Raw genomic sequence first — 19,370 nt, 5'->3', positions numbered from 1 at the left:
TTTAAAATTTAATGTTTGCACCAAACGTAAATGTTCTGTTGGTAGGGTATCCAAATTCATCAATACCTAGCTGTTGTACATTATTTCCAAAACGACTTACTTGAGGATTCCAACCACTATAGTTGGTAAATTTAGCAGCATTTTGTACACTGAGGAATAATCTCATTTCAGATAAAAATTTAACTTTATCTATAAGTGATTGTGGTAGTTTATAACCAAAGGTGATATTTCTTATCCATAAGTGATCACCTTTTTCTAACCAGTGCGTACCCGCTTGATGTGTGTTTCGAAAATGAATTCCAGGGATTAAACCATCTCCGGGTTCACTTGGTGAAATGAATCTGTTCAAGAACTTTGAACTCACGTTCCAACGACCTTTTGCATTGTATAAAACTTCATTTGCTTGTGGTAAAATATCATACCCAAACATGCCTGTTGCTAAAACTGATAATGAAAAATTCTTATAGTTAAATACATTATTAAACCCAAGTATGACCTTAGGATGTGGATTTCCTATATCTGTCTGATCTAAACCATCTATTGTACCATCCTCATTTATGTCTCTAAAAATATAGGCTCCGAAGTCTCTTGAGCCAGGTGCAGCTCCTAAATTAGGATCATCTAACTGTGCTTGCGTGGTAAATATGCCATCAACGGTCCAGCCTCTAAGCGAACCAACTGGTAATCCTACTCTGGTAACATTAAACCTTGAGTTGATTTCAGAAATTTCATCAGGCAATGCTGTAACCTCATTTTTTAGGAATGATAAATTTAAATTACCATTCCATGAAAAATTACCATCACCACTGTATAGATTTGCTCCTAGTTCTATATCTAAACCTGTGTTTTCCATTTCACCAACATTGGTTCTAACAGTGCCAAAGCCAGAAACCGCTGGAATAGATAAATTAAAAAGCATATCTTCTGTGGTTTTCTTGAAATAGCTCACATTTAAGCTTACCGCGCTATCAAATAATGCCATTTCCATTCCAATATCAAGTTGAGTACTTGTTTCCCATTGTAATGTGCTTGACGGTAAAGATGTTAAAGATTTCCCTAGAGCAATATTATCATTAAGAACATAATTAAAATTATTACTTAAATCATTTGCATTAGGAATAGAAATTACGTTTCCAAAACGATCAAAATCACCGATAGCGGAGTTACCTGTAATACCATAACTTCCTCTAAACTTTAGTTCGTTTATAAAACCATCTTTAGGAAAGAAGTCTTCTTCAGAGACACGCCAACCAACAGAAGCCGATGGGAAATTTCCGTATTTGTTATTAGCTCCAAATCTGGAGGATCCCTCTCTTCTAAAGTTTAATTCCAAAAGGTATTTAGATTTGTAGTCATATCCCACACGCGCAAAAAACGCAGCTAAAGACCAATTGCTGCCATCGGTCACCGCAGCGGTAACTTCGGCAGCTTCAAGATAATTTAAAACATCATCACTTGGAAAACCTCTCCCTGTAACATTGGTGTTTTCACCAGATTGTTTTTGTGCGGTATACCCTAATAATGTGCTAACGGAGTGGTCTCCAAACTTGTTGTCATAACTTAGGAGGTTATCAATCCCCCAGTTTGTTATGTCTCTTTTTGAATTCGTAGCGGTATTTACAAATGGAGGGGCTCCTGGTGATAAGTTGGAGGCGTTACCAATTCTAAACTGCCCTATTGTAGTTGGTGTGAGGGTATTTTGTTCTGTGGTTAATACACGACCGTATAATTGTGGTTTATAATGTAGTCCAGGTAATATTGTAATGTCGAGGTTAATACTTGCGTTTATATCTCTTTGGATAGTATTGTTTTTACGCTCTAAAGCCTCAAAAACAGGATTAGCCCGTGCAAAATACCCCGGGGAATCTGCTGCTATAAAAGGGATAATGTCTCCATTTTCATCGTAAGGAGATTTTAGAGGACTGGAAGTTATTGCTTTCATTATAATACCTCTAGAGCCATCTTCTGGTAATAAGTTATTCTCAGAAAATGCTACGGCTACGTTGGAACCAACTTTTAACCAATCTTTTACATTGGCGTCTAAATTTGTTCGTAAGGAGTATCTTTTAAAATCACTGTTAATAAGCACGCCTTCTTGACTTAGGTAACCTCCTGACACAGCTCCTTTAAATTTACTGTTGCCACCTCTAAAAGTGACGTTATGGTCTTGGAATAGGGCATCTCTAAAAATGAAATCCTGCCAATCAACAGTTTTAAGATTAGGGTCATTTAAAGCATCAAGGTAAATTTGAGGAACTGCGTTGTTTGTGCCATTACGATCATTAAGCTCTGCAACCCTTTCTGCATTATACTGAGCATATTGACGAGCATTTAATACTTTAGGTCTCCAGCCATTTGGAACACTTTGAATACCTGTAGAACCTGAATAGGTAAATTGAGTTTCAGCTTCTTTTGCTTTTATAGTTTGAATTAAAATTACACCATTGGAACCTCTGGCACCATAAATGGATGTTGAGGCTGCATCTTTTAGAACTGTGATTGATTCTATATCTCTTGGGTTTAAACTTTGAGGAATACCGTTCCCTATAGGGAAACCATCAATAACAACTAATGGCTGGGTTCCAGCATTAATAGAGCTAATACCTCTAACGCGTATTGAAGGCGCTTCACCGGGTGTTCCTGAATTATCATTAATGATAACACCCGAGACTCTACCTTGCATGGCTTGACCTGCTGTAGTATTTGGCATATCTTGAGCTCCCTTCAAATCTACTTCAGAAATGGCCGACGTGATTTTCTTTCTACTTTTAGAACCATATCCAACAACTACAATTTCATCTAAACCTGCGGCATTTTCTGTAAGTTTAATAGTAATTGGAGTAGAGGTATTGGCGGTAACTTCTTTGGTAGTAAAGCCAATGTAAGAGATAACAAGTATCGCTCTATCTGATGATACATTGAGTGAAAAATTTCCATCAAAATCTGATGTAACGCCATTACTAGTTCCTTTTTCAATAATGTTTGCTCCTGGTAAAGGAGTGTTATTGCTATCTACTACAGTACCCGTTACGGTTTTTTGAATATCTTTTTTAGTACTTAATTCTTTAACAGGCTCTTCAACATAAATAGCGCCTTCTTTTGTGAGTTTAAAATTATAGTTGCTTAGTTTTGATATTTCTTTGAACAGGTCAACTATTTTGATTTCCCCTTTTTTAACTTTAATTTTTGGAGTTTTATCAAAACTTCCTGAGCGATAAATAAAATTGTATTCTGTTTGTTTTTTTACAACATCAAGAACCTCCTCAATGGACATTGTAGTGTTTTCAGGAAAGGTGATTTTTTCATCTTGAGAAAATCCATTTTCAGTGCTTAAGGCAAAAGTTAAGAATGAAAAGAAAAAGATAAGAACTTTCATGGTAAAAAGTAGAGGCGCTTTTAGATGTGAAAAATAGCACCAGTTTAGCTTGGTTTTCATAAATTTGAATATTCGTTAATAATTAGTTAATTGATTTTTAATGAATCTCGGGTGGTTGTTTAAATTTTCCAGGTCTAGACACCACCCATTTTTTGTTATTATATCATAGTTATAGTTTTATTGGTTATACGGTATTTTACTTCATTGGTATTTTGAATAATATCTAAGATTTGTTTTAGGTTTGAGTTTTTCCTGAAAACACCATTAAACTCTATAGTTTCTTTTGTTTGATCTTCAAAAACTATTGAGACATCGTACCATCTGGATAATACTTTAGTAATCTCTTTTAATGAGGTGTTTTTAAAACTAAATAAGCCATCTTTCCATGATATTTGATTGTAAACGTCTACCTGAGTAACATTTAAACTTTTAGAATCAAGGCTTAAACTTGATTGCTCACCTGGTATCAACTTTTGATATTGATTATCGAGATTCTCAACTAGTACTTTTCCTTCAACTAAGGTAGTAAAGATTGTGTTTTCATCTTTATAGGCTTTAATGTTAAACTGAGTACCTAGTACTTGTACATCTTGACCTTCAGAATGCACAATAAAACCTGAACCATTATGTTTTGTACTTGGAGACACCTCAAAATAAGCTTCACCATAAACTAGTTCAACTTCTCTGGTCTTGTTAGGTGTGAAGTCTATTGGATATTTAAGCTTTGTTTCAGAATTCATCCAAACTTTAGTGCCATCTGCAAGTACTAAATAGAATTGCCCTCCTCTTGGAATGGTTAGTGTATTTTGTCTGACAAGATTACTAGATATAGATTTTGCCGATTTATATACAAGTTGTTCTCCATTACTGGAGGCTTCGTTATTATTATAAACCATACCCTTTTCCAAAGCTATTTTTGATCCGTCATCTAGTGTTAAGGTTGCTTTATCAGTCCCTATTTTTATTGTGTTGTCTTTGGCTACCTCATACTCCTGATGAATTTTGGATTTATCCTTAAAGGAATTGAAATACCACAAACTTCCAAAAGAAATAAACATGGCTACAGCTGCAGCATATTTAAGGTTTAAAACACTTTTTTGAGTATCAGTTCTTTTTGAAATTTTATACCATCCCTTTTCTAAATTGACTGTATCAATACCCCTATTGTAATTTCGTTGGACTTTTTTAAAATAATCACGATGTCTCTGTGATTCATTGTACCAAGTCTTAAAAATTTTCTCATCTTCTTTTGAAAGCGTTTGTTTTATTTTTTTTATGATTAGTTTAAAATCCATAGTGTTAAAATCAATAATGATTTATTGATAGACAAAAGAATGTATAAAAAGGGTGACAAAAACTTATTAAAAATTTAATTCTGCACCAAAAAAGTAAAGTGTTTCTCAAAATAAAGCGGCTTGCATTAAAATTTTATTGTGGTTTTTTTACATTAAAAGTTAAAAGCTGTAGCGTTAAAGCTTTTTAATTCTTTTTTAATTTCGGGGTTTGTATAATGTCTCCTTCATTATAAAAACCAAAATAATCAATTGCATGGTTTTTTTGTCTTATCTTAAGATGTCACTTTTTTAAATAATAATCTCTATGCTTAAAGTTTTCATCAACAATACGCTTGAGTTTAGTACAATCTTAAATTTTCGAATCCTATAGATAAAACCTGTTTTTAGCAATAAGTTTTAGTTAATTTAGCTAGCTTGTGTTAGAATAATTCTAAATACAATAATCAATATTTAAACTGATGTACATATGAGGGTAAGACAACATTACTAATAAAATAAGTGAGGTGACAAAACTAATTTAAAAAGTGCTTTATTGAATAGAATAAATGTCTAGAGTTGTGTTATTGTTAAAATGAAGGTGAAAGTAAATAGGACAAACTGGGCTAATTTTACCTTGGCGCGTTTTAATTGAGTTTTAACTGTGTTTACAGATATGTTGAGTTCGTTTGCTATTTCTTTATATTGATAGTTGTTTACAAACCGCAACTTTACAATCAGTTTCATTTTGTTGGGTAAACTTTCTATTGATTCCAAAACTCTCTGATAAAGAATATGTTTGTTGTTATCTTCTAAGGTATAGGGTGTTTGAACATTTTTATTAGCATAGTCTAAAATGAACATATCATCAGTGTAAGATATTTTAAGGTTTTTTAATTTATTTAAACAGTGGTTCCTTACCATGGCATATAAATATGCTTTTAAACTTGTTTTTATTTCAATAGTTTCAGCTTTTTCCCAAAGACAAACGTATACATCTTGAACGACATCTTCACTTAAGCCTTTGTCAAACAAATATTGGTTTGCGTAAACAACTAATTCGAAATAATGCTTTTGAAAAAGCTTTTTAAAAGCTAAATGATTCTTATCTCGTATTTCAAAAAGAATTTCTATTGAATCCATTATTGTTAATTAACCTAAATCAGAAGTAAACTCTATTAATAATATAGAGTGTATATTTAAAGATATGTGGTTTTGCTTAATTAAAAAGGTGTTTTGATTTAGTTAGTTCTATTTTGGTTTTAAAAAAATTAAACGTTAGTTACGTGACTCAATATAGAATCAAAAAAGAAGATCACTATCCTGTACAATACTGCTTTAATTACGTTGTTTGTAAAGAGTATAAAAAAATGCTATGAAATTTCGCCTGTCAATACAAAAGAATAAAAAGATTAGAGGGTGAAATTTTCAATCAGTACTGTGCAGGATAAATATCTACCATTCATAATTTAAATTGCCAAAAGTCTAAATCTAAAATATACAATGAAAAATATACATATGTGTTTTGCTTTAATGGTTTTATCCGTTTTGAATATATTTTCATGTAGAAATGAAAATAACAATAAAAATGAGAATGCGTACCATTCAATTTTCAATGGAAAAAATCTCGAAGGTTGGGAAGGTGATTCCACGTATTGGCGCGTGGAGAATGGCCTTTTAGTTGGTGAGGTTACACCTGAGACACTTTTAAAGCGAAATTCCTTCATTATTTATAAAAAGGAACAGCCAGAAAACTTTGAATTAAAACTTGAGTATCGCATTAGTGAATTAGGAAATAGCGGAGTTAATTACAGAAGTGAGATTATTGACGAAATGCCTTTTGCTTTAAAAGGTTACCAGTGTGATATAGATGGTAGAAATAGATATACGGGTCAGAATTACGAAGAAAGAAAGCGTACCACATTAGCTTATATGGGTGAAAAAGTAAACATACCTTTAATGCCTGATAGTATTCCGATAACTAATATTCGTAAGAATGTTTTAAAAAATTGTTGGCAAATAAGAGTGGTTTTGGATACTCTTGGAACAAAGTCACAATTAAAATCGAACATTAAATCAAATGATTGGAATAAAGTTTATATCAAGGTAAATGGGAATAAATTACAACATTATATAAATGGCGTTTTAATGAGTGAAGTGACAGATTTGGATACTGTAAATAGAACTTTAAAAGGCTATATAGGCGTTCAAGTTCATGTTGGCCCTCCAATGAAAGTTGAATACCAAAATATACAGCTAAAATCTTTAAGTAACTAAGTTTTAATTAATCGAGTATCAAGCTTATTCTTTAGTTTGAGCCTTCAGTAAGTAATAGAGTTTTCAGCACATAACAGGATAGATGTAAAGTTATTAAATTTTACTTTTAAAGAATTATTTTTTAACTGAGTTGCTATGCTATTAAATGATTGTAAAAAAGTTTTCGGAGTTATTTTAATTTTTACATTAGTTTCAAACTTCTATACCTGTTCTAAATCCAATCCAGTAGAAGAAGAGGTTATAGTGACTCCAGATCCAGATCCCAATCCTGAAGAACCAGAAGGTATTGATGAAAGCACTTTAGATCCAAATAAAATTATAACAGTAAATACAGGTGCCGTTGTTGGGCAGTTTTATAATTTTTGGTCTACCCGCCCTATGATAAATCAAACAAGATTTAGTGCTTCTGGTTTTAGAAATTCACTAAACCCCATAAAAGATTATGTGAAAAGCTATAATCTGGTAAGAATAATGGGCGGTAGAACCGATAATCTTAACATGTTTTATCAGGGCGTCGATGCTTCGGGTAATATAATTACAGATTTTAGCGACTTGCTTACCAATATGCGTGATTTTATGAATACTGGTTTTAAGCCAAGAATTGTTTTAAGTAAAGTACCTTGGGAAATGGTTGCCAATAAAGTGGTTAATACCTACGGAAATACCAGTCCTCCTGATAATTATGATCATTGGAGACAATACGTGAATGCTTTTTTAACTACGTTGGTAAATGAGTTTGGTATGAACGAAGTAAAAACATGGCGGTTTAGAGTAAGTACAGAGCCTAATTATACACCTAACCACTGGAATGGTACCATGGAAGATTACTTTAAGCACTATGATATTACGGTTGATGAGGTTTTAAAAGTCATTCCAGATGCTATTATTGGACCCGGTAATATGTTAACCGAAGGAGTAGCCACTTATACCACCCAGCTTATAGACCATTGTGCTACAGGAACCAATTATGCCACAGGAGCTACTGGTACTAAAATGGATTTTTTTAGTATTTCCTATTACGAAAAAATAGATCAGAACACTGTAGCATTACCCGGGAAAATTGAGCCTTACAGAAACAAATTGAATAGCTATTCGCAATTTCGAGATATCCCTTTAGACATTCAAGAGTTTGGAATGTTGAGAGATGAAAATGGTGTAAGAGGTGTTAGTCTAACAGATGCTACCGAGTTAGGAGCTAGTTGGTACGCAACGGTGGCTGATATGGTCTTTGATTATAAGATTTCAGAAATTTATGACTGGGGACAAGAAATAGAAGCGAGCGATTTACCTCAAGGAAGAAAAAATGTAATGCGTATGTTTCAAATGATGGAGAATGGTAACAGGGTAGAAGCTATTGATAATTTTAGTGGACATGCAGGTGTAATACCTGTCATGAAAGGCGATGTTATGTATGTGCTGGTTTACAATCACAATCCATCTAGAACCAGTTCAAACAAACAAACTATTTATCCCAAGCTTACTGGTGGAATAATTCCCTCTAGTAATACATGGAAAATGAACGAATGGACCGTTGATAAAGACCATAGTGTCATGATGCATGAACTTTATAAGGACTTGAGAAATGCGGGTGTAACCGAAAAATCAAACGGCCGTATTTATGGTAACAGACCTTCAGACCGCTTTGGAGATGGTTGGAAAGACGTACTTAGTGCTAATTTATCGAAATATGAAAATTTAGCCAAACTGCAACAAACGGTAACAGATTCTGTTGTTGTAAAGCGAGACGGAAGCCTAATACTTCAAGTAGATTTAGAGCCTCATAGTGTAAAACTTATTGAGTTAATACCAGAATAAATAAATATGTTAAGAAGTCAATTAATAAAAATTGCAACCCTAGTTGTTTTAGGGTTTGGTTCTTTTTCATGTGATAATGTGCAAGAAAATAAAGATTATGTGTCACAGGAAACAAGAACAAAGTATAACTTCAATCTGGAATGGAAATTCATAAAGGAAAATCCAGAAAATGCTCAAGAACTAGGTTTTGATGATGTAGTTTGGAGCACTGTAAGTTGTCCGCATACCTTTAACGATATAGATACTTTTGACGATTTAAGTCATGGTCATCATGATGGAGAAGGTAATCATTGGAGAGGTACAGTATGGTATCGTAAACACTTTATGCTACCTGCTGAAGATGCTAATAAGAAAGTTTTTATAGAGTTTGAAGGTGTGCGTCAAATAGCAGATGTTTACATTAACGGGAAATTTTTGGGGCAAAACCAGACAGGTTTCATTCCATTTGGGTTTGATTTAACACCGTATCTAAAATTTGGAGAAAACAATGTATTGGCTGTAAAAGTGAATAACGACCGTGGTGATCATTTTAGAGACAATTTTCCTTTAGTATGGCATCATGAGCATTGGCATCCTAATCATGGCGGGATTTACAGAAACGTATTTCTACATGTTACAGATCCACTCCATATCACATTACCCCTTTATGATAATTTAGAAACATTAGGAACGTACGTATATTCTGAAAACATTACTGCAGAAAATGCCGATGTTACTATAAACGCCGAAGTTCAAAACGAATACCCTGATGCTAAAAAAGTGGTTTATGAAGCTAAAATTATTGATAACGACGGTAAAGTGGTGGCAACAGCATCATCAGAAAAAAGCATTGAAGCGGGCGACAAATATATGTTTTCAGTAACAACAAGTGTGTCAAATCCAAAACGTTGGTACACTCGCCATCCTTATATGTACAACGTTGAAACTATTTTAAAGGTTGATGGAAAAGCCATAGATTCTTATAATACACCTTTAGGAATACGAAGCTTCAATTTTGATAAAGATAAAGGCTTTTTTAATAATGGCGAATATGCAAAATTACATGGTTGGGGTCAAAAACCAACCAATTCTTGGGCAGGATTAGGCGCTGCATTGCCAGATTGGTTACGCGACTATACCTATCAGTTAATGGACGAAGCTGGTGGTAATTTTATACGTTGGGGGCACTGTGCTGGATCACCAGCAGAAATTGCCATGGGAGACAAATATGGTTTTGTAACTCTTATGCCAGGTGTTAGTGGAGAATCTCAAGACGATGGCGAAACTTGGAATATCCGTATTAAAGCCTTTAAAGATATGATTGTGTATTACCGCAACCACCCATCAATTTTTATTTGGGAGGGGGGTAATTGGGCTGAAACCGAAGCACATTATCAAGAAATATTAGATGTCATTAATACATTCGATCCCAATGGAAAACGCCTTATGGGAAACAGAAGGGCTGATGTTAAAAATGATTCCGAGGGTTATGTGTCTATTGAAATAGGAACCGAAGGTTGGGAAAGAGAATATCCAGATTTGCCAATTGTTGAAAGTGAGTATAACCGTGAGGAAGCCCCAAGACGTATTTGGGACAAATATTCTCCCGACGATAATTTTTACAGTCACCAGAATATCAAAAAGAATACCTATAAATTAAATTCTGAAGAGTTTGCAGTAAACCAAGTAGATCACTGGTGGGAAAAAATGGGAAAGAAAACTTACCATGTGGGTGGTGCCAATTGGGTATTTACTGATGGGCCTCATGGTGGCCGTTGCCCAACAGAAGTAACAAGGGCTAGTGGAGAGGTAGATGCCGTTCGCTTGCCTAAAGAAGCATTTTTTGCCACAAAAGCCATGTGGCGTCCAGAACCACAAGTGCATATTGTTGGGCACTGGAATTACGATGAAAATACTATCAAAGATATATTCGTTGTGTCAAATTGCCAAGAAGTAAAGCTTTATGTTAATGATGAATTAGTGGGTACCAATAGCAGCCCAGAAAATGGTTATATTTTTAAATTTGATAAGGTTAGTTGGAAAACTGGTAGTATCAAAGCAGAGGCATATATTAATAGTGAATTACAAACCTCTCAAATTAAGCAAACGGCTAGAAAACCAGTAGCTTTAAAGCTGAGTTCAATTACTGGCCCTCAGGGTTGGTTGGCTGATGGTTCTGATATTGCTTTAGTTGATGTAGAGGTCGTTGATGCAAATGGTAATCGATGTCCTTTAGCGAAAGGGCGTGTAGATTTTACTTTTGAAGGAGCAGGTGTTTGGAGAGGTGGTTACAACAGTGGTAAACCAAACTCTATTAATAATCTGTATTTAGACATAGAGGCAGGTATAAACCGAGTGTCGGTACGTTCACTTTTAGAGGCTGGTAATGTGTCTATTACAGCGTCTTATGAAGGTCTCCCTTTGGCCAATATTAGCATAACATCTAAACCAATAAAAGTGGTTAATGGCTTAACAATAGAACTTCCTCAGGTATACCAAGATGTGCTAGCAGAGGAACCAATGCCTATATATACTCCTGAAATTCCAGAGTATATTCCTGGTAAGACCAATAAAAGTAAGTTGTTTACCAAGTTTAGTTACACAGGTGATGGTAAAGCTATGTTGCGTACTAATATGCACTGGGGTAAAAAATCACATACCGATTTAGAACATAATTATACAGTGATACCAAGATATCTTAACAAAGCCGAATATATAAGAACACCAAATTCTGATAAAAATTATTGGGCAAGAGATCAGTTACAGTTTATTGCTGGTGTAAAAATGCATATCTATGTACTTCATGATGACCGGGTTCCAAGACCAGAATTTCTTTTAGAGGATTATAAAGATACCGGTGACAATGTAAAATTAGATGACGCTGTTATGTCTGTATTTCACAGGTTGGCAGAAGCAGGTGAAAGTATTATTATGGCAGGAAACTCTGATGGTGAAGTTCCAGAAGATGCTAAAATGTACACGGTAATAGGAAAAAAATTCTAACAGCAAATTAAGATTAATAAAAACAAAAAAGAGCTTGGATAAAATATCCAAGCTCTTTTTTGTTTTTATTATATTTATTTTTTCTTTTGTTCAGGATTGTTGCTAACATAATTTTCTAAAAAGCTTTTTACTACTTCCATACCTCCAGCTTCTAAACCATCATTAACGTTAGCACCAGTAATCCAATATAATACCATACCAGCGTCAGAGCAGTCCCATTTGCCTTTTTGAAAGTTTACTATATTATCTATCTCTGCTATATTTCCAATGGTCCAGATGAGTCTAATACGTGGGTCTGAATGATTTTTTGCCCAGTCCCATTTTTTGTGGTCCAATTTTAAATTAATGTTCTGGTCTGGGATGCGTACTTCCTCAATACCAAAATCCAAAATCTGTTGCCAAGAGTAAAAATCACCAGCATTATCGTTAGCAGGATGGTGCGTTACTACTTTTACATACCTGTGCTTTTCTTTGGGTGTCTTTTTTAAAGCCATACCAATAATGTCTGGTTCTCCTGCCTCGATAATCCACAGCGGATCGTCTTCCGTTGAGGCGTTAATAGCCCAACATAAATCGTTTATGGTGGCTTCTCTTTGCCACATGGCATCGTAAAAGGTTAAAAGTTCAAACCCGCCCCAGCGTCTTGCAGTTATATCGCAGGCTATTTGCATTAAATGATGGCGTTCCTTTTCGGCACCAACAGATATTCTATCATCTCTTATTAAATCACAGCTATGGGAATAGTGAACCAATCTATCTTCCAATCCTGCAGCACGCAATAGCGCCAAGGTTATTGCAGTTCCGCCTAAGTCATCAGGGTCGGGCGAATTACCATCAGCAACAACAGCAATGCGACCAGAAGGTGGGGCTATTTGCTGTGCAGAAATAGTTTGGTTAAGTATTAAAAGAATGATTAGTATTAAGGATGTTTTATTCATTTTTATAAGTTTAGAAAAGTTAATATAATTAAAGTGTGTAATGTAATGATGTTTGTTTTACTTAAAATATGCAATAAAAATAGGGTAGTAAACGGAATATGTTAACCTGTGCTATCCTGTGTTTATAAAATATGTATTTGCATAAAAATGGATTAAAAAATAAGCCATTTATAAAAAAAATTAAATGATTTGTGTGTGCTGGTATTTTAAAAATTTAACAATTTTTGGGATGCAATTTTACTATGTTTTTTAGTTTTTTTTTAGTGAATTTTGAATAAAAAAGCAAAAAAATAGTAAAGTCATAATGACTAAAATGGTTTTGATTTTCAGATATTTAAGTCTTTAATAGCTGCTGAAACATCCTTTTTTCTATAAGAAAAATCTACGAACAGCACAGAGCATAACAGTAAGTGCAGGATACTTCACAAAATTTTAACAAATATTTTAGTGACCTATTAACAAATTAACTTAAAAATTTATGAAACTAAGAACTACACTAAATGAGGCACTTAATTTGAGGCAAATTAAGTTGTTTACCATTTTGTTTTTTTCGTGCGTGGCAATGTCGTTTGCCCAAACTGTAACAGGAACTGTTACAGCAGATGGTCAGCCACTCCCTGGGGCTACTGTTTTAGTTAAAGGAACTACAACAGGGACCAGTACTGATTTTGATGGAAACTTCAGTATCAATGCTGATGCAACCAGCACGCTTATTTTTTCTTATGTAGGTTATGCTACAAAAGAAGTGGCTGTTGGAAACCAAACAGTAATTAATGTGGTACTAGAAGCAGACAACGCTTTAGATGAAGTTGTTGTTATTGGTTATGGTACACAAAGAAAATCAGACTTAACAGGATCTGTATCTTCGGTAAGTGCTGAAGATTTAACTGTGGTGCCAGTATCTAGGGTAGACCAAGCCTTACAAGGTAGAGCTACTGGTGTGCAGGTAACACAAGTAAGTGGTGCACCAGGTGCAGGTACGGTGATTCGTGTTCGTGGTGGTAACTCTATTACGGGGAGCAATGAGCCACTTTGGGTCATTGATGGTATTGTTGTTGGTACCGACTTTAACTTAAACAACATCAACAGTAATGATATTCAATCCATTGAAATCTTAAAAGATGCCTCTTCTATTGCTATTTATGGGTCTAGAGGGGCGAATGGTGTTGTGTTAGTAACTACCAAAAGTGGTAGAGGTTCAGGAACTGGTAAACCACAAGTAAGTGTGAATATTTATACCAGTGCGCAGATGGTTCCAGAATTACCGCATATGCTAACGCAGGAGGAGCAAATTGATTACACCAATGAAGATGCACGCTATAGAAATACGGCGGAGCCTTTTCCAAATGATCCTTCAACCTATCCAGATAACGATTGGTTCGATTTAATTATGGGGACGTCTCCTATATATAGTGCAGACGTGTCTATTTCTGGAGCAACAGAAAATTTGAATTATTATAATTCTTTAAGTTATTTCAACCAAGATGGTTTGGTTAAAAGCTCTGGTCTTGAAAAATTTATTTTCAGATCTAATTTAGATTACACGTTAAGCGATAAATTAAAGGCAGGGTTTAGAGTAAACTACTCTAGAATTAGTCAAGATAATGGTGTTGTAGGTTTTAATAATGCTTTTGGAACTCTTAGAACACAACCTATTTATAATGATGATGGAACTTACAATGGATTTAATGATGTTATTGGGGCACCATTTAACAACCCTTTAGCAGCTATAGAGTTAAATACCAATGAGACGTTTACCAATAATTTATTAGCAACAGCATATTTGGAGTATAGTCCTATTGAAAACTTGGTTATTCGTTCTACGTTTAGTCCAGAGTTTAATAACATTAAGCAAAACAGATTCAATTCCAGTCAATTACCAGGGCTTTTGGCAATCAATGTGCCTGATGGAGGTGAAGCGAGTGTAAGATCAGTGGCTAGTACTGGGTGGAATAATGAAAATACTATTCAATACACTAAAGACTTTAATGAAGAGCATAGTTTGGTAGCATTGGCTGGGGCATCTTTTCAAAAAGTGTCAGTAGAGACTGCCACTGCACAGGCCTTTGGTATCACCAGTGATGCCACAGGATTCAATAACTTAGGCTTTTCAGACCCGGCAAGGTCAGTTATTACTAGTGATTATGAAGGATTTCAAATTGCTTCCTTTTTCGGAAGGTTAAATTATTCGTATAAAGACAAATACTTATTGACGTTAGTAGGAAGAACCGATGGTAGTTCGCGTTTTGCCCCAGGTAATAAATATGAGTTCTATCCATCTATTGCAGGTGCTTGGAAGATTACTGAGGAGCCATTTATGCAAAATCAAAATGTATTCCAAGATTTAAAATTAAGAGCAAGTTGGGGTAAATCTGGTAACCAAGCTATTGAAGCTTATAGAACTCTCGGTGTTTTAACCGAAGCTAATACTACGTTAGGAGGAGCTGAATTACCTGGTTTAACCATTGGTAGACCAGCGAACCCTAACTTAAAATGGGAAACTACCAGTTCATACGATATTGCCTTAGAGGCGTCTTTGTTTGGGGGTAAAGTATTTACAGAGTTTAACTACTACTACAAGAAAACTAACGATCTATTATTAGATGTAACCATACCTAGACAAACTGGGTTTACAAGTCAATTACAAAACGTTGGGTCTTTAGAAAATAAAGGTTGGGAGTTAATGATTAATTCAACTAACCTTACTAGTGGTGACTTTACATGGGGTTCTACAGTTACTTTATCATCTAATGAGAATAAAATATTAGACCTTGGTGGGGCTGAGTTTATTGATGTTACAGTTGATGAAATTTTAGGATCTGATAACACCCGTTTAATTGTTGGGCAGCCGGTACCTGTATTCACTGGCGCCAGATATTTAGGTACTTGGAAAAGTCAGCAAGAAATTGATGCTTCAGGATTTGCAGGTCCTGCTGTAGTAGGTGGAGCCAGATTTGAAGACGTTAATGGAGACGGCATCATCTCAACGGAAGATTATGTGATTGCCGGGGATCCTACACCAGACTTAATATTTGGTGTTGAAAATAACTTTTCTTACAAAAATTGGGATTTGTCATTCTATTTTCAAGGAACTGTGGGTAACGAAGTATTTAACTTGCTAATGCGTAATAATTATTTCGCGAGAGGAGAAGCTACCAAATTTGGAGGTATAGCAGATCGTTGGATAGAAGGTGTTAATGAGACTTCAGATATTCCAAGAGCGGGAACGGATACTGTAAGTGGTATACCACCAAACACAGAGTATATTGAGGATGGCTCGCACCTACGTTTAAAAACATTAAGGTTAGCCTATAATGTGCCAGTTGATGGCTGGGGACTTAATGGGGTTAAAGATGCTACTATATATTTCTCTGGAAGTAACTTGTTATTGTTGTCTAGTACACGTTTAATAGATCCGGAAGCAAGTAGATTTGGAAGATCAGGTTTAGGTAACATAGCACAGGGATACCTAAGTGGTCAGTACCCTAATCCTCGTGTATTGACCCTTGGTCTAAATGTAACATTTTAAAAAATAAAAAAATAGATTATGAAAACAAAACATATATTTTTATACGTCTTCATGATTTTCTCATGTTTTGCATGTGAGGAGTTTTTAGAAGAAGAACCAAAAGCATTAGTTTCTCCAGAAACGTTTCTAGCCTCGGCAAGTGATGCCAGGACGTTTATAAATGGTTATTATGCCATTTTAAAGAATAATTCCATTTATGGGCAGGTAGGGCTAGACCATTTTTACGATAACGGATGTGATATTATTGAACCTAACCGTGGGGCTAATTTTGTTGCAGGTATTGGAAATTATACATTGAATGAAGCAGAGGCTGATAGATCAATTCAAAAAATGAGTGTATCAGACACTTGGAAAGATTTTTATAGAATAATTTTAAATACCAATACGTTGATTTCTAGAATTGCTGATAATGAAGCGATATCACAGGAAGAAAGAACAGATTTTATTGCAGATGCAAGGTTTGTACGTGCCTTATGTTATTGGCACATCACAAATCTTTGGGGAGATGCACCATTCTATACAGAAGTGCTTACCCTTGAAGAGATTGGGTCTTTAGGAAGAACAGATGAGAATATTATTCTAGATGCCGTATTAGATGATTTAGAATTTGCTCAGGCAAATTTAAAAGATGCTTATACAGGTGCTGAAGCAGGAAGAGCTTCTAAGTGGGCCGCAGCTTTAGTTGAAGCTAAAATTCATATGAAAGCTAGAAACTGGCAAGCCGGTTTAAATAAATGTTTAGAAATTATAAACCAATCGCCACATGAGTTGTTACCAACCTATGCTGAGGTATTTGATCCTGATAATGAATACAATGCAGAAATTATTTGGTCTTTAGACTTTGCCAAAGATATTAGAGGACAGTTTGAAGAAGGTGTAATTAGAGCGGATGGTACATTACCTGGTTTTGCCGGTAACGGTAACTGGCGTCCAAGTATGTTCAACCCGCGTTTAAGAGACGAACCAAGAAATAATGATGATAGAGATGCTTTAATAGCGGCTTTGGCAGCTAATGGCGAGGCCATGAATGGTACGGGGCTGCAAATTGCTTCTAAAGACTTTGCTGAGAAATTCCCAATGAATGATTTACGACGTCCATTAAACGTTAATGACCAGTATGAAGGCATTCAATTAAATCATACTTATATGCCAAAGTTTATGAATTTAAAGTTGGACACCTCACCTCGATTTAACCACTCAGATAACAGAATGGTATTCCGTTTGGCGGATATTTATTTAATGGCTGCAGAATGTGAAAACGAATTAAATGGACCTGCAAATGCGTACCAATATATTCATCCTATCAGACAGCGTGCTTATGCAACTCAAGCAGAGTGGGAATTGGTAGGGCTTTCACAACAACAGTTTAGAGAAGCTATTTATGATGAACGTAAGTGGGAGTTAGCTGGTGAAGCATGGAGAAGATATGACTTGATAAGATGGGGTATCTTATTGGATGTGGTTCAAAACTTAGAATTCCGTTTCTGGGATCCAGCAAGCAATATCAGACCTTGGCATGTTAAATTACCTATTCCATTACAAGAACTTATCAATAATCCTGCGTTGTTGGAGTCAGATCCAACTAATAATGGCTACAGAAGTAATTAATAGCAAGTAATTTGTTTTTTTTGAATTGTTTAGTTTTAAAAAGCCGAAAGAAATTTTCTTTCGGCTTTTTTTTACAATTCGATTGGTAGAGTCATTCTCAGTACAGTACAGGATACAAAAATTCGTTAAGGATTTTACTTTTATACACAAATGCATTCTATGAAATTCTTTATTCTTGTCTCCATTTATCTTATAAGCACACTAAATGCATTTGCCCAGATTAAGCATGGACTAAGAGATGAATTAGGAAGACATATCATTCCTAGGGGATTTGTAGTTAATACGAACGACCATAAAGGAGACGTTTTTTTTAATACCGATGACTATGCCCGTATGGTTAGAATGGGGGCTAATGTTCAAGTAATACGCTTAGAATTAGGTAAACTCAGCAATTTTCCAGGAGGTAAACTAGAACCTAAATATCTCTTAAAACTAGATACTTTAGTCGCTTTAGGTAAGAATGCTGGTATTAAAACGGTGTTTAAAATGACCGTTTACGGTGTTGATCAATTTAAGTGGGAAGAGTTTTGGGAGAACAGAAACAGTGAATATGAAACTTATATAGATGCTTGGAAAGTCATTTGGAATAGGTATTCTGATGATGCTTCCGTTTTGGGGTATGATGTTGTAAATGAACCTAGAAAATTAACCATGGACATCTCCTATGACGACTTAACAAAAAAGTACCTCATTCCATTATACCAAAACATAATAGATGAAAGTCAAAAAATAAACCCTGATAAAAAAATACTACTGCAATCTATTTTCATGAATAAGGGTGAGAAAATAGATAATAATCAATATGCCGAAATTACAGCACCCATAAATAGAAAAAATATCATTTTCGCACCCCATATTTATCAGAATAAAATAGATTTTATAAAACGAAATATGGATCGTTTTAATAAAGAATCTGATATGATGAAAGCACCCATACTTATTGGTGAATGGGGGTTTCCAACGTTTGCGACTACCGATACCCTAATTTCAGGAGATTTAGGTCAATTACGGTATAGGGAGTTATATATTAGAACAGCTGAGATTTTTGATAAAATGGGAGTTGGTGCTATTAAAGCTTGGTTTTTAGGAAATAGAAGTATGCAAAATTTTCTTCCCGGAGGCCCTTCAACTTGGGCTATTTTTAGTGATAGCACCGATGCAGGAACCGTAGAACGTAAGTATATAACAGACGTCATTTCAAGACCTTTTCCGCAAGCCATTGCTGGTGATATTCAAAACTTTTTATTCAACCATGCCACCAGAACACTTCACTTAAATGTTATTTCAGATAATAGTAAAGGGGTTTCTAAAATATTTATAGGCGCTAATAGACATTACCCCGATGGATTTTCAATTATAATAAACAACAATTTTATAATGTACTATAACCCGATAAAGAATGTTGGATTGGAGACTTATAAATGTCCTGAGAATGGCAATCCCTCAGATTTTATATGGGACTCATATGCTCAAAAACTTGTTATTTTAAAGTGGCCCTTAGATAAGGAGGCGTATAACATAAAAATTGTTCCAGGGATTAGAAATTATAAATAATAGTAACAAATAAACATAAT

10 protein-coding genes are annotated in these 19,370 nt (G+C 34.8%); 6 read left to right on the top strand and 4 right to left on the bottom strand.

All coding sequences use genetic code 11. From position 1 onward, the window contains the following. Position 1: 1 nt before the first annotated feature. The 3 genes from E1J38_RS01390 to E1J38_RS01380 all read right to left on the bottom strand — a co-directional run bounded on the left by E1J38_RS01390 (position 2) and on the right by E1J38_RS01380 (position 5,790). On the bottom strand, positions 2-3,436 hold the full coding sequence (locus E1J38_RS01390; protein ID WP_133354628.1) for a SusC/RagA family TonB-linked outer membrane protein: 3,435 nt from the start codon (positions 3,434-3,436) through the stop codon (positions 2-4). A 98-nt stretch (positions 3,437-3,534) separates the two neighbouring features. Beyond that, a complete protein-coding gene (locus E1J38_RS01385; protein WP_133354630.1) occupies positions 3,535-4,671 on the bottom strand; it encodes a FecR family protein in 1,137 nt (378 codons plus the stop codon). Between the two features lie 549 nt (positions 4,672-5,220). Continuing rightward, complete coding sequence (locus E1J38_RS01380; protein WP_133354632.1) at positions 5,221-5,790, bottom strand: RNA polymerase sigma factor; 570 nt, start codon at positions 5,788-5,790, stop codon at positions 5,221-5,223. A 360-nt stretch (positions 5,791-6,150) separates the two neighbouring features. Between E1J38_RS01380 and E1J38_RS01375 the strand changes: the two genes are divergently transcribed. The 3 genes from E1J38_RS01375 to E1J38_RS01365 all read left to right on the top strand — a co-directional run bounded on the left by E1J38_RS01375 (position 6,151) and on the right by E1J38_RS01365 (position 11,721). Then, positions 6,151-6,924: a 3-keto-disaccharide hydrolase gene (locus tag E1J38_RS01375; protein ID WP_133354634.1), complete on the top strand. Its 774-nt coding sequence runs from the start codon at positions 6,151-6,153 to the stop codon at positions 6,922-6,924. A gap of 135 nt (positions 6,925-7,059) precedes the next feature. Next, positions 7,060-8,739: a GH39 family glycosyl hydrolase gene (locus tag E1J38_RS01370; protein ID WP_133354636.1), complete on the top strand. Its 1,680-nt coding sequence runs from the start codon at positions 7,060-7,062 to the stop codon at positions 8,737-8,739. 6 nt (positions 8,740-8,745) lie between these two features. Then, positions 8,746-11,721 (top strand): glycoside hydrolase family 2 protein, encoded by a 2,976-nt coding sequence (locus E1J38_RS01365; protein ID WP_133354638.1) that lies wholly within the window; start codon positions 8,746-8,748, stop codon positions 11,719-11,721. Between the two features lie 74 nt (positions 11,722-11,795). Here the strand turns inward: E1J38_RS01365 and E1J38_RS01360 are convergent, their stop codons facing one another. Next, positions 11,796-12,659: a hypothetical protein gene (locus E1J38_RS01360; RefSeq protein ID WP_133354640.1), complete on the bottom strand. Its 864-nt coding sequence runs from the start codon at positions 12,657-12,659 to the stop codon at positions 11,796-11,798. Between the two features lie 478 nt (positions 12,660-13,137). Here E1J38_RS01360 and E1J38_RS01355 point away from each other — a divergent pair, with 478 nt between their 5' ends. The 3 genes from E1J38_RS01355 (at position 13,138) to E1J38_RS01345 (ending at position 19,350) form a co-directional block, all read left to right on the top strand. Next, positions 13,138-16,188 carry a SusC/RagA family TonB-linked outer membrane protein gene (locus E1J38_RS01355; protein WP_133354642.1) on the top strand — a complete coding sequence of 1,017 codons (3,051 nt, stop codon included), beginning with the start codon at positions 13,138-13,140 and terminating at the stop codon, positions 16,186-16,188. A gap of 18 nt (positions 16,189-16,206) precedes the next feature. Then, on the top strand, positions 16,207-17,796 hold the full coding sequence (locus E1J38_RS01350) for a RagB/SusD family nutrient uptake outer membrane protein (protein ID WP_133354644.1): 1,590 nt from the start codon (positions 16,207-16,209) through the stop codon (positions 17,794-17,796). Between the two features lie 159 nt (positions 17,797-17,955). Beyond that, entirely contained in the window at positions 17,956-19,350 is a 1,395-nt protein-coding gene (locus E1J38_RS01345; protein ID WP_133354646.1) for a cellulase family glycosylhydrolase, read from the top strand. Positions 19,351-19,370: the final 20 nt, after the last annotated feature.

This window comes from Seonamhaeicola sediminis (assembly GCF_004358095.2).
GTDB classification, from domain to species: Bacteria; Bacteroidota; Bacteroidia; order Flavobacteriales; family Flavobacteriaceae; genus Seonamhaeicola; species Seonamhaeicola sediminis.
The sequence above is the reverse complement of the archived record's forward strand: the minus strand, read 5'-3'. Positions and strand labels throughout refer to the sequence as shown.

What these genes read in the sequence shown, in the direction of transcription:
- E1J38_RS01360 (WP_133354640.1), bottom strand. Translation starts at nt 12,659, where the DNA reads ATGAATAAAACATCCTTAATACTAATCATTCTTTTAATACTTAACCAA.
- E1J38_RS01370 (WP_133354636.1), top strand. Translation starts at nt 7,060, where the DNA reads ATGCTATTAAATGATTGTAAAAAAGTTTTCGGAGTTATTTTAATTTTT.
- E1J38_RS01365 (WP_133354638.1), top strand. Translation starts at nt 8,746, where the DNA reads ATGTTAAGAAGTCAATTAATAAAAATTGCAACCCTAGTTGTTTTAGGG.
- E1J38_RS01375 (WP_133354634.1), top strand. Translation starts at nt 6,151, where the DNA reads ATGAAAAATATACATATGTGTTTTGCTTTAATGGTTTTATCCGTTTTG.
- E1J38_RS01390 (WP_133354628.1), bottom strand. Translation starts at nt 3,436, where the DNA reads ATGAAAACCAAGCTAAACTGGTGCTATTTTTCACATCTAAAAGCGCCT.
- E1J38_RS01345 (WP_133354646.1), top strand. Translation starts at nt 17,956, where the DNA reads ATGAAATTCTTTATTCTTGTCTCCATTTATCTTATAAGCACACTAAAT.
- E1J38_RS01355 (WP_133354642.1), top strand. Translation starts at nt 13,138, where the DNA reads ATGAAACTAAGAACTACACTAAATGAGGCACTTAATTTGAGGCAAATT.
- E1J38_RS01380 (WP_133354632.1), bottom strand. Translation starts at nt 5,790, where the DNA reads ATGGATTCAATAGAAATTCTTTTTGAAATACGAGATAAGAATCATTTA.
- E1J38_RS01350 (WP_133354644.1), top strand. Translation starts at nt 16,207, where the DNA reads ATGAAAACAAAACATATATTTTTATACGTCTTCATGATTTTCTCATGT.
- E1J38_RS01385 (WP_133354630.1), bottom strand. Translation starts at nt 4,671, where the DNA reads ATGGATTTTAAACTAATCATAAAAAAAATAAAACAAACGCTTTCAAAA.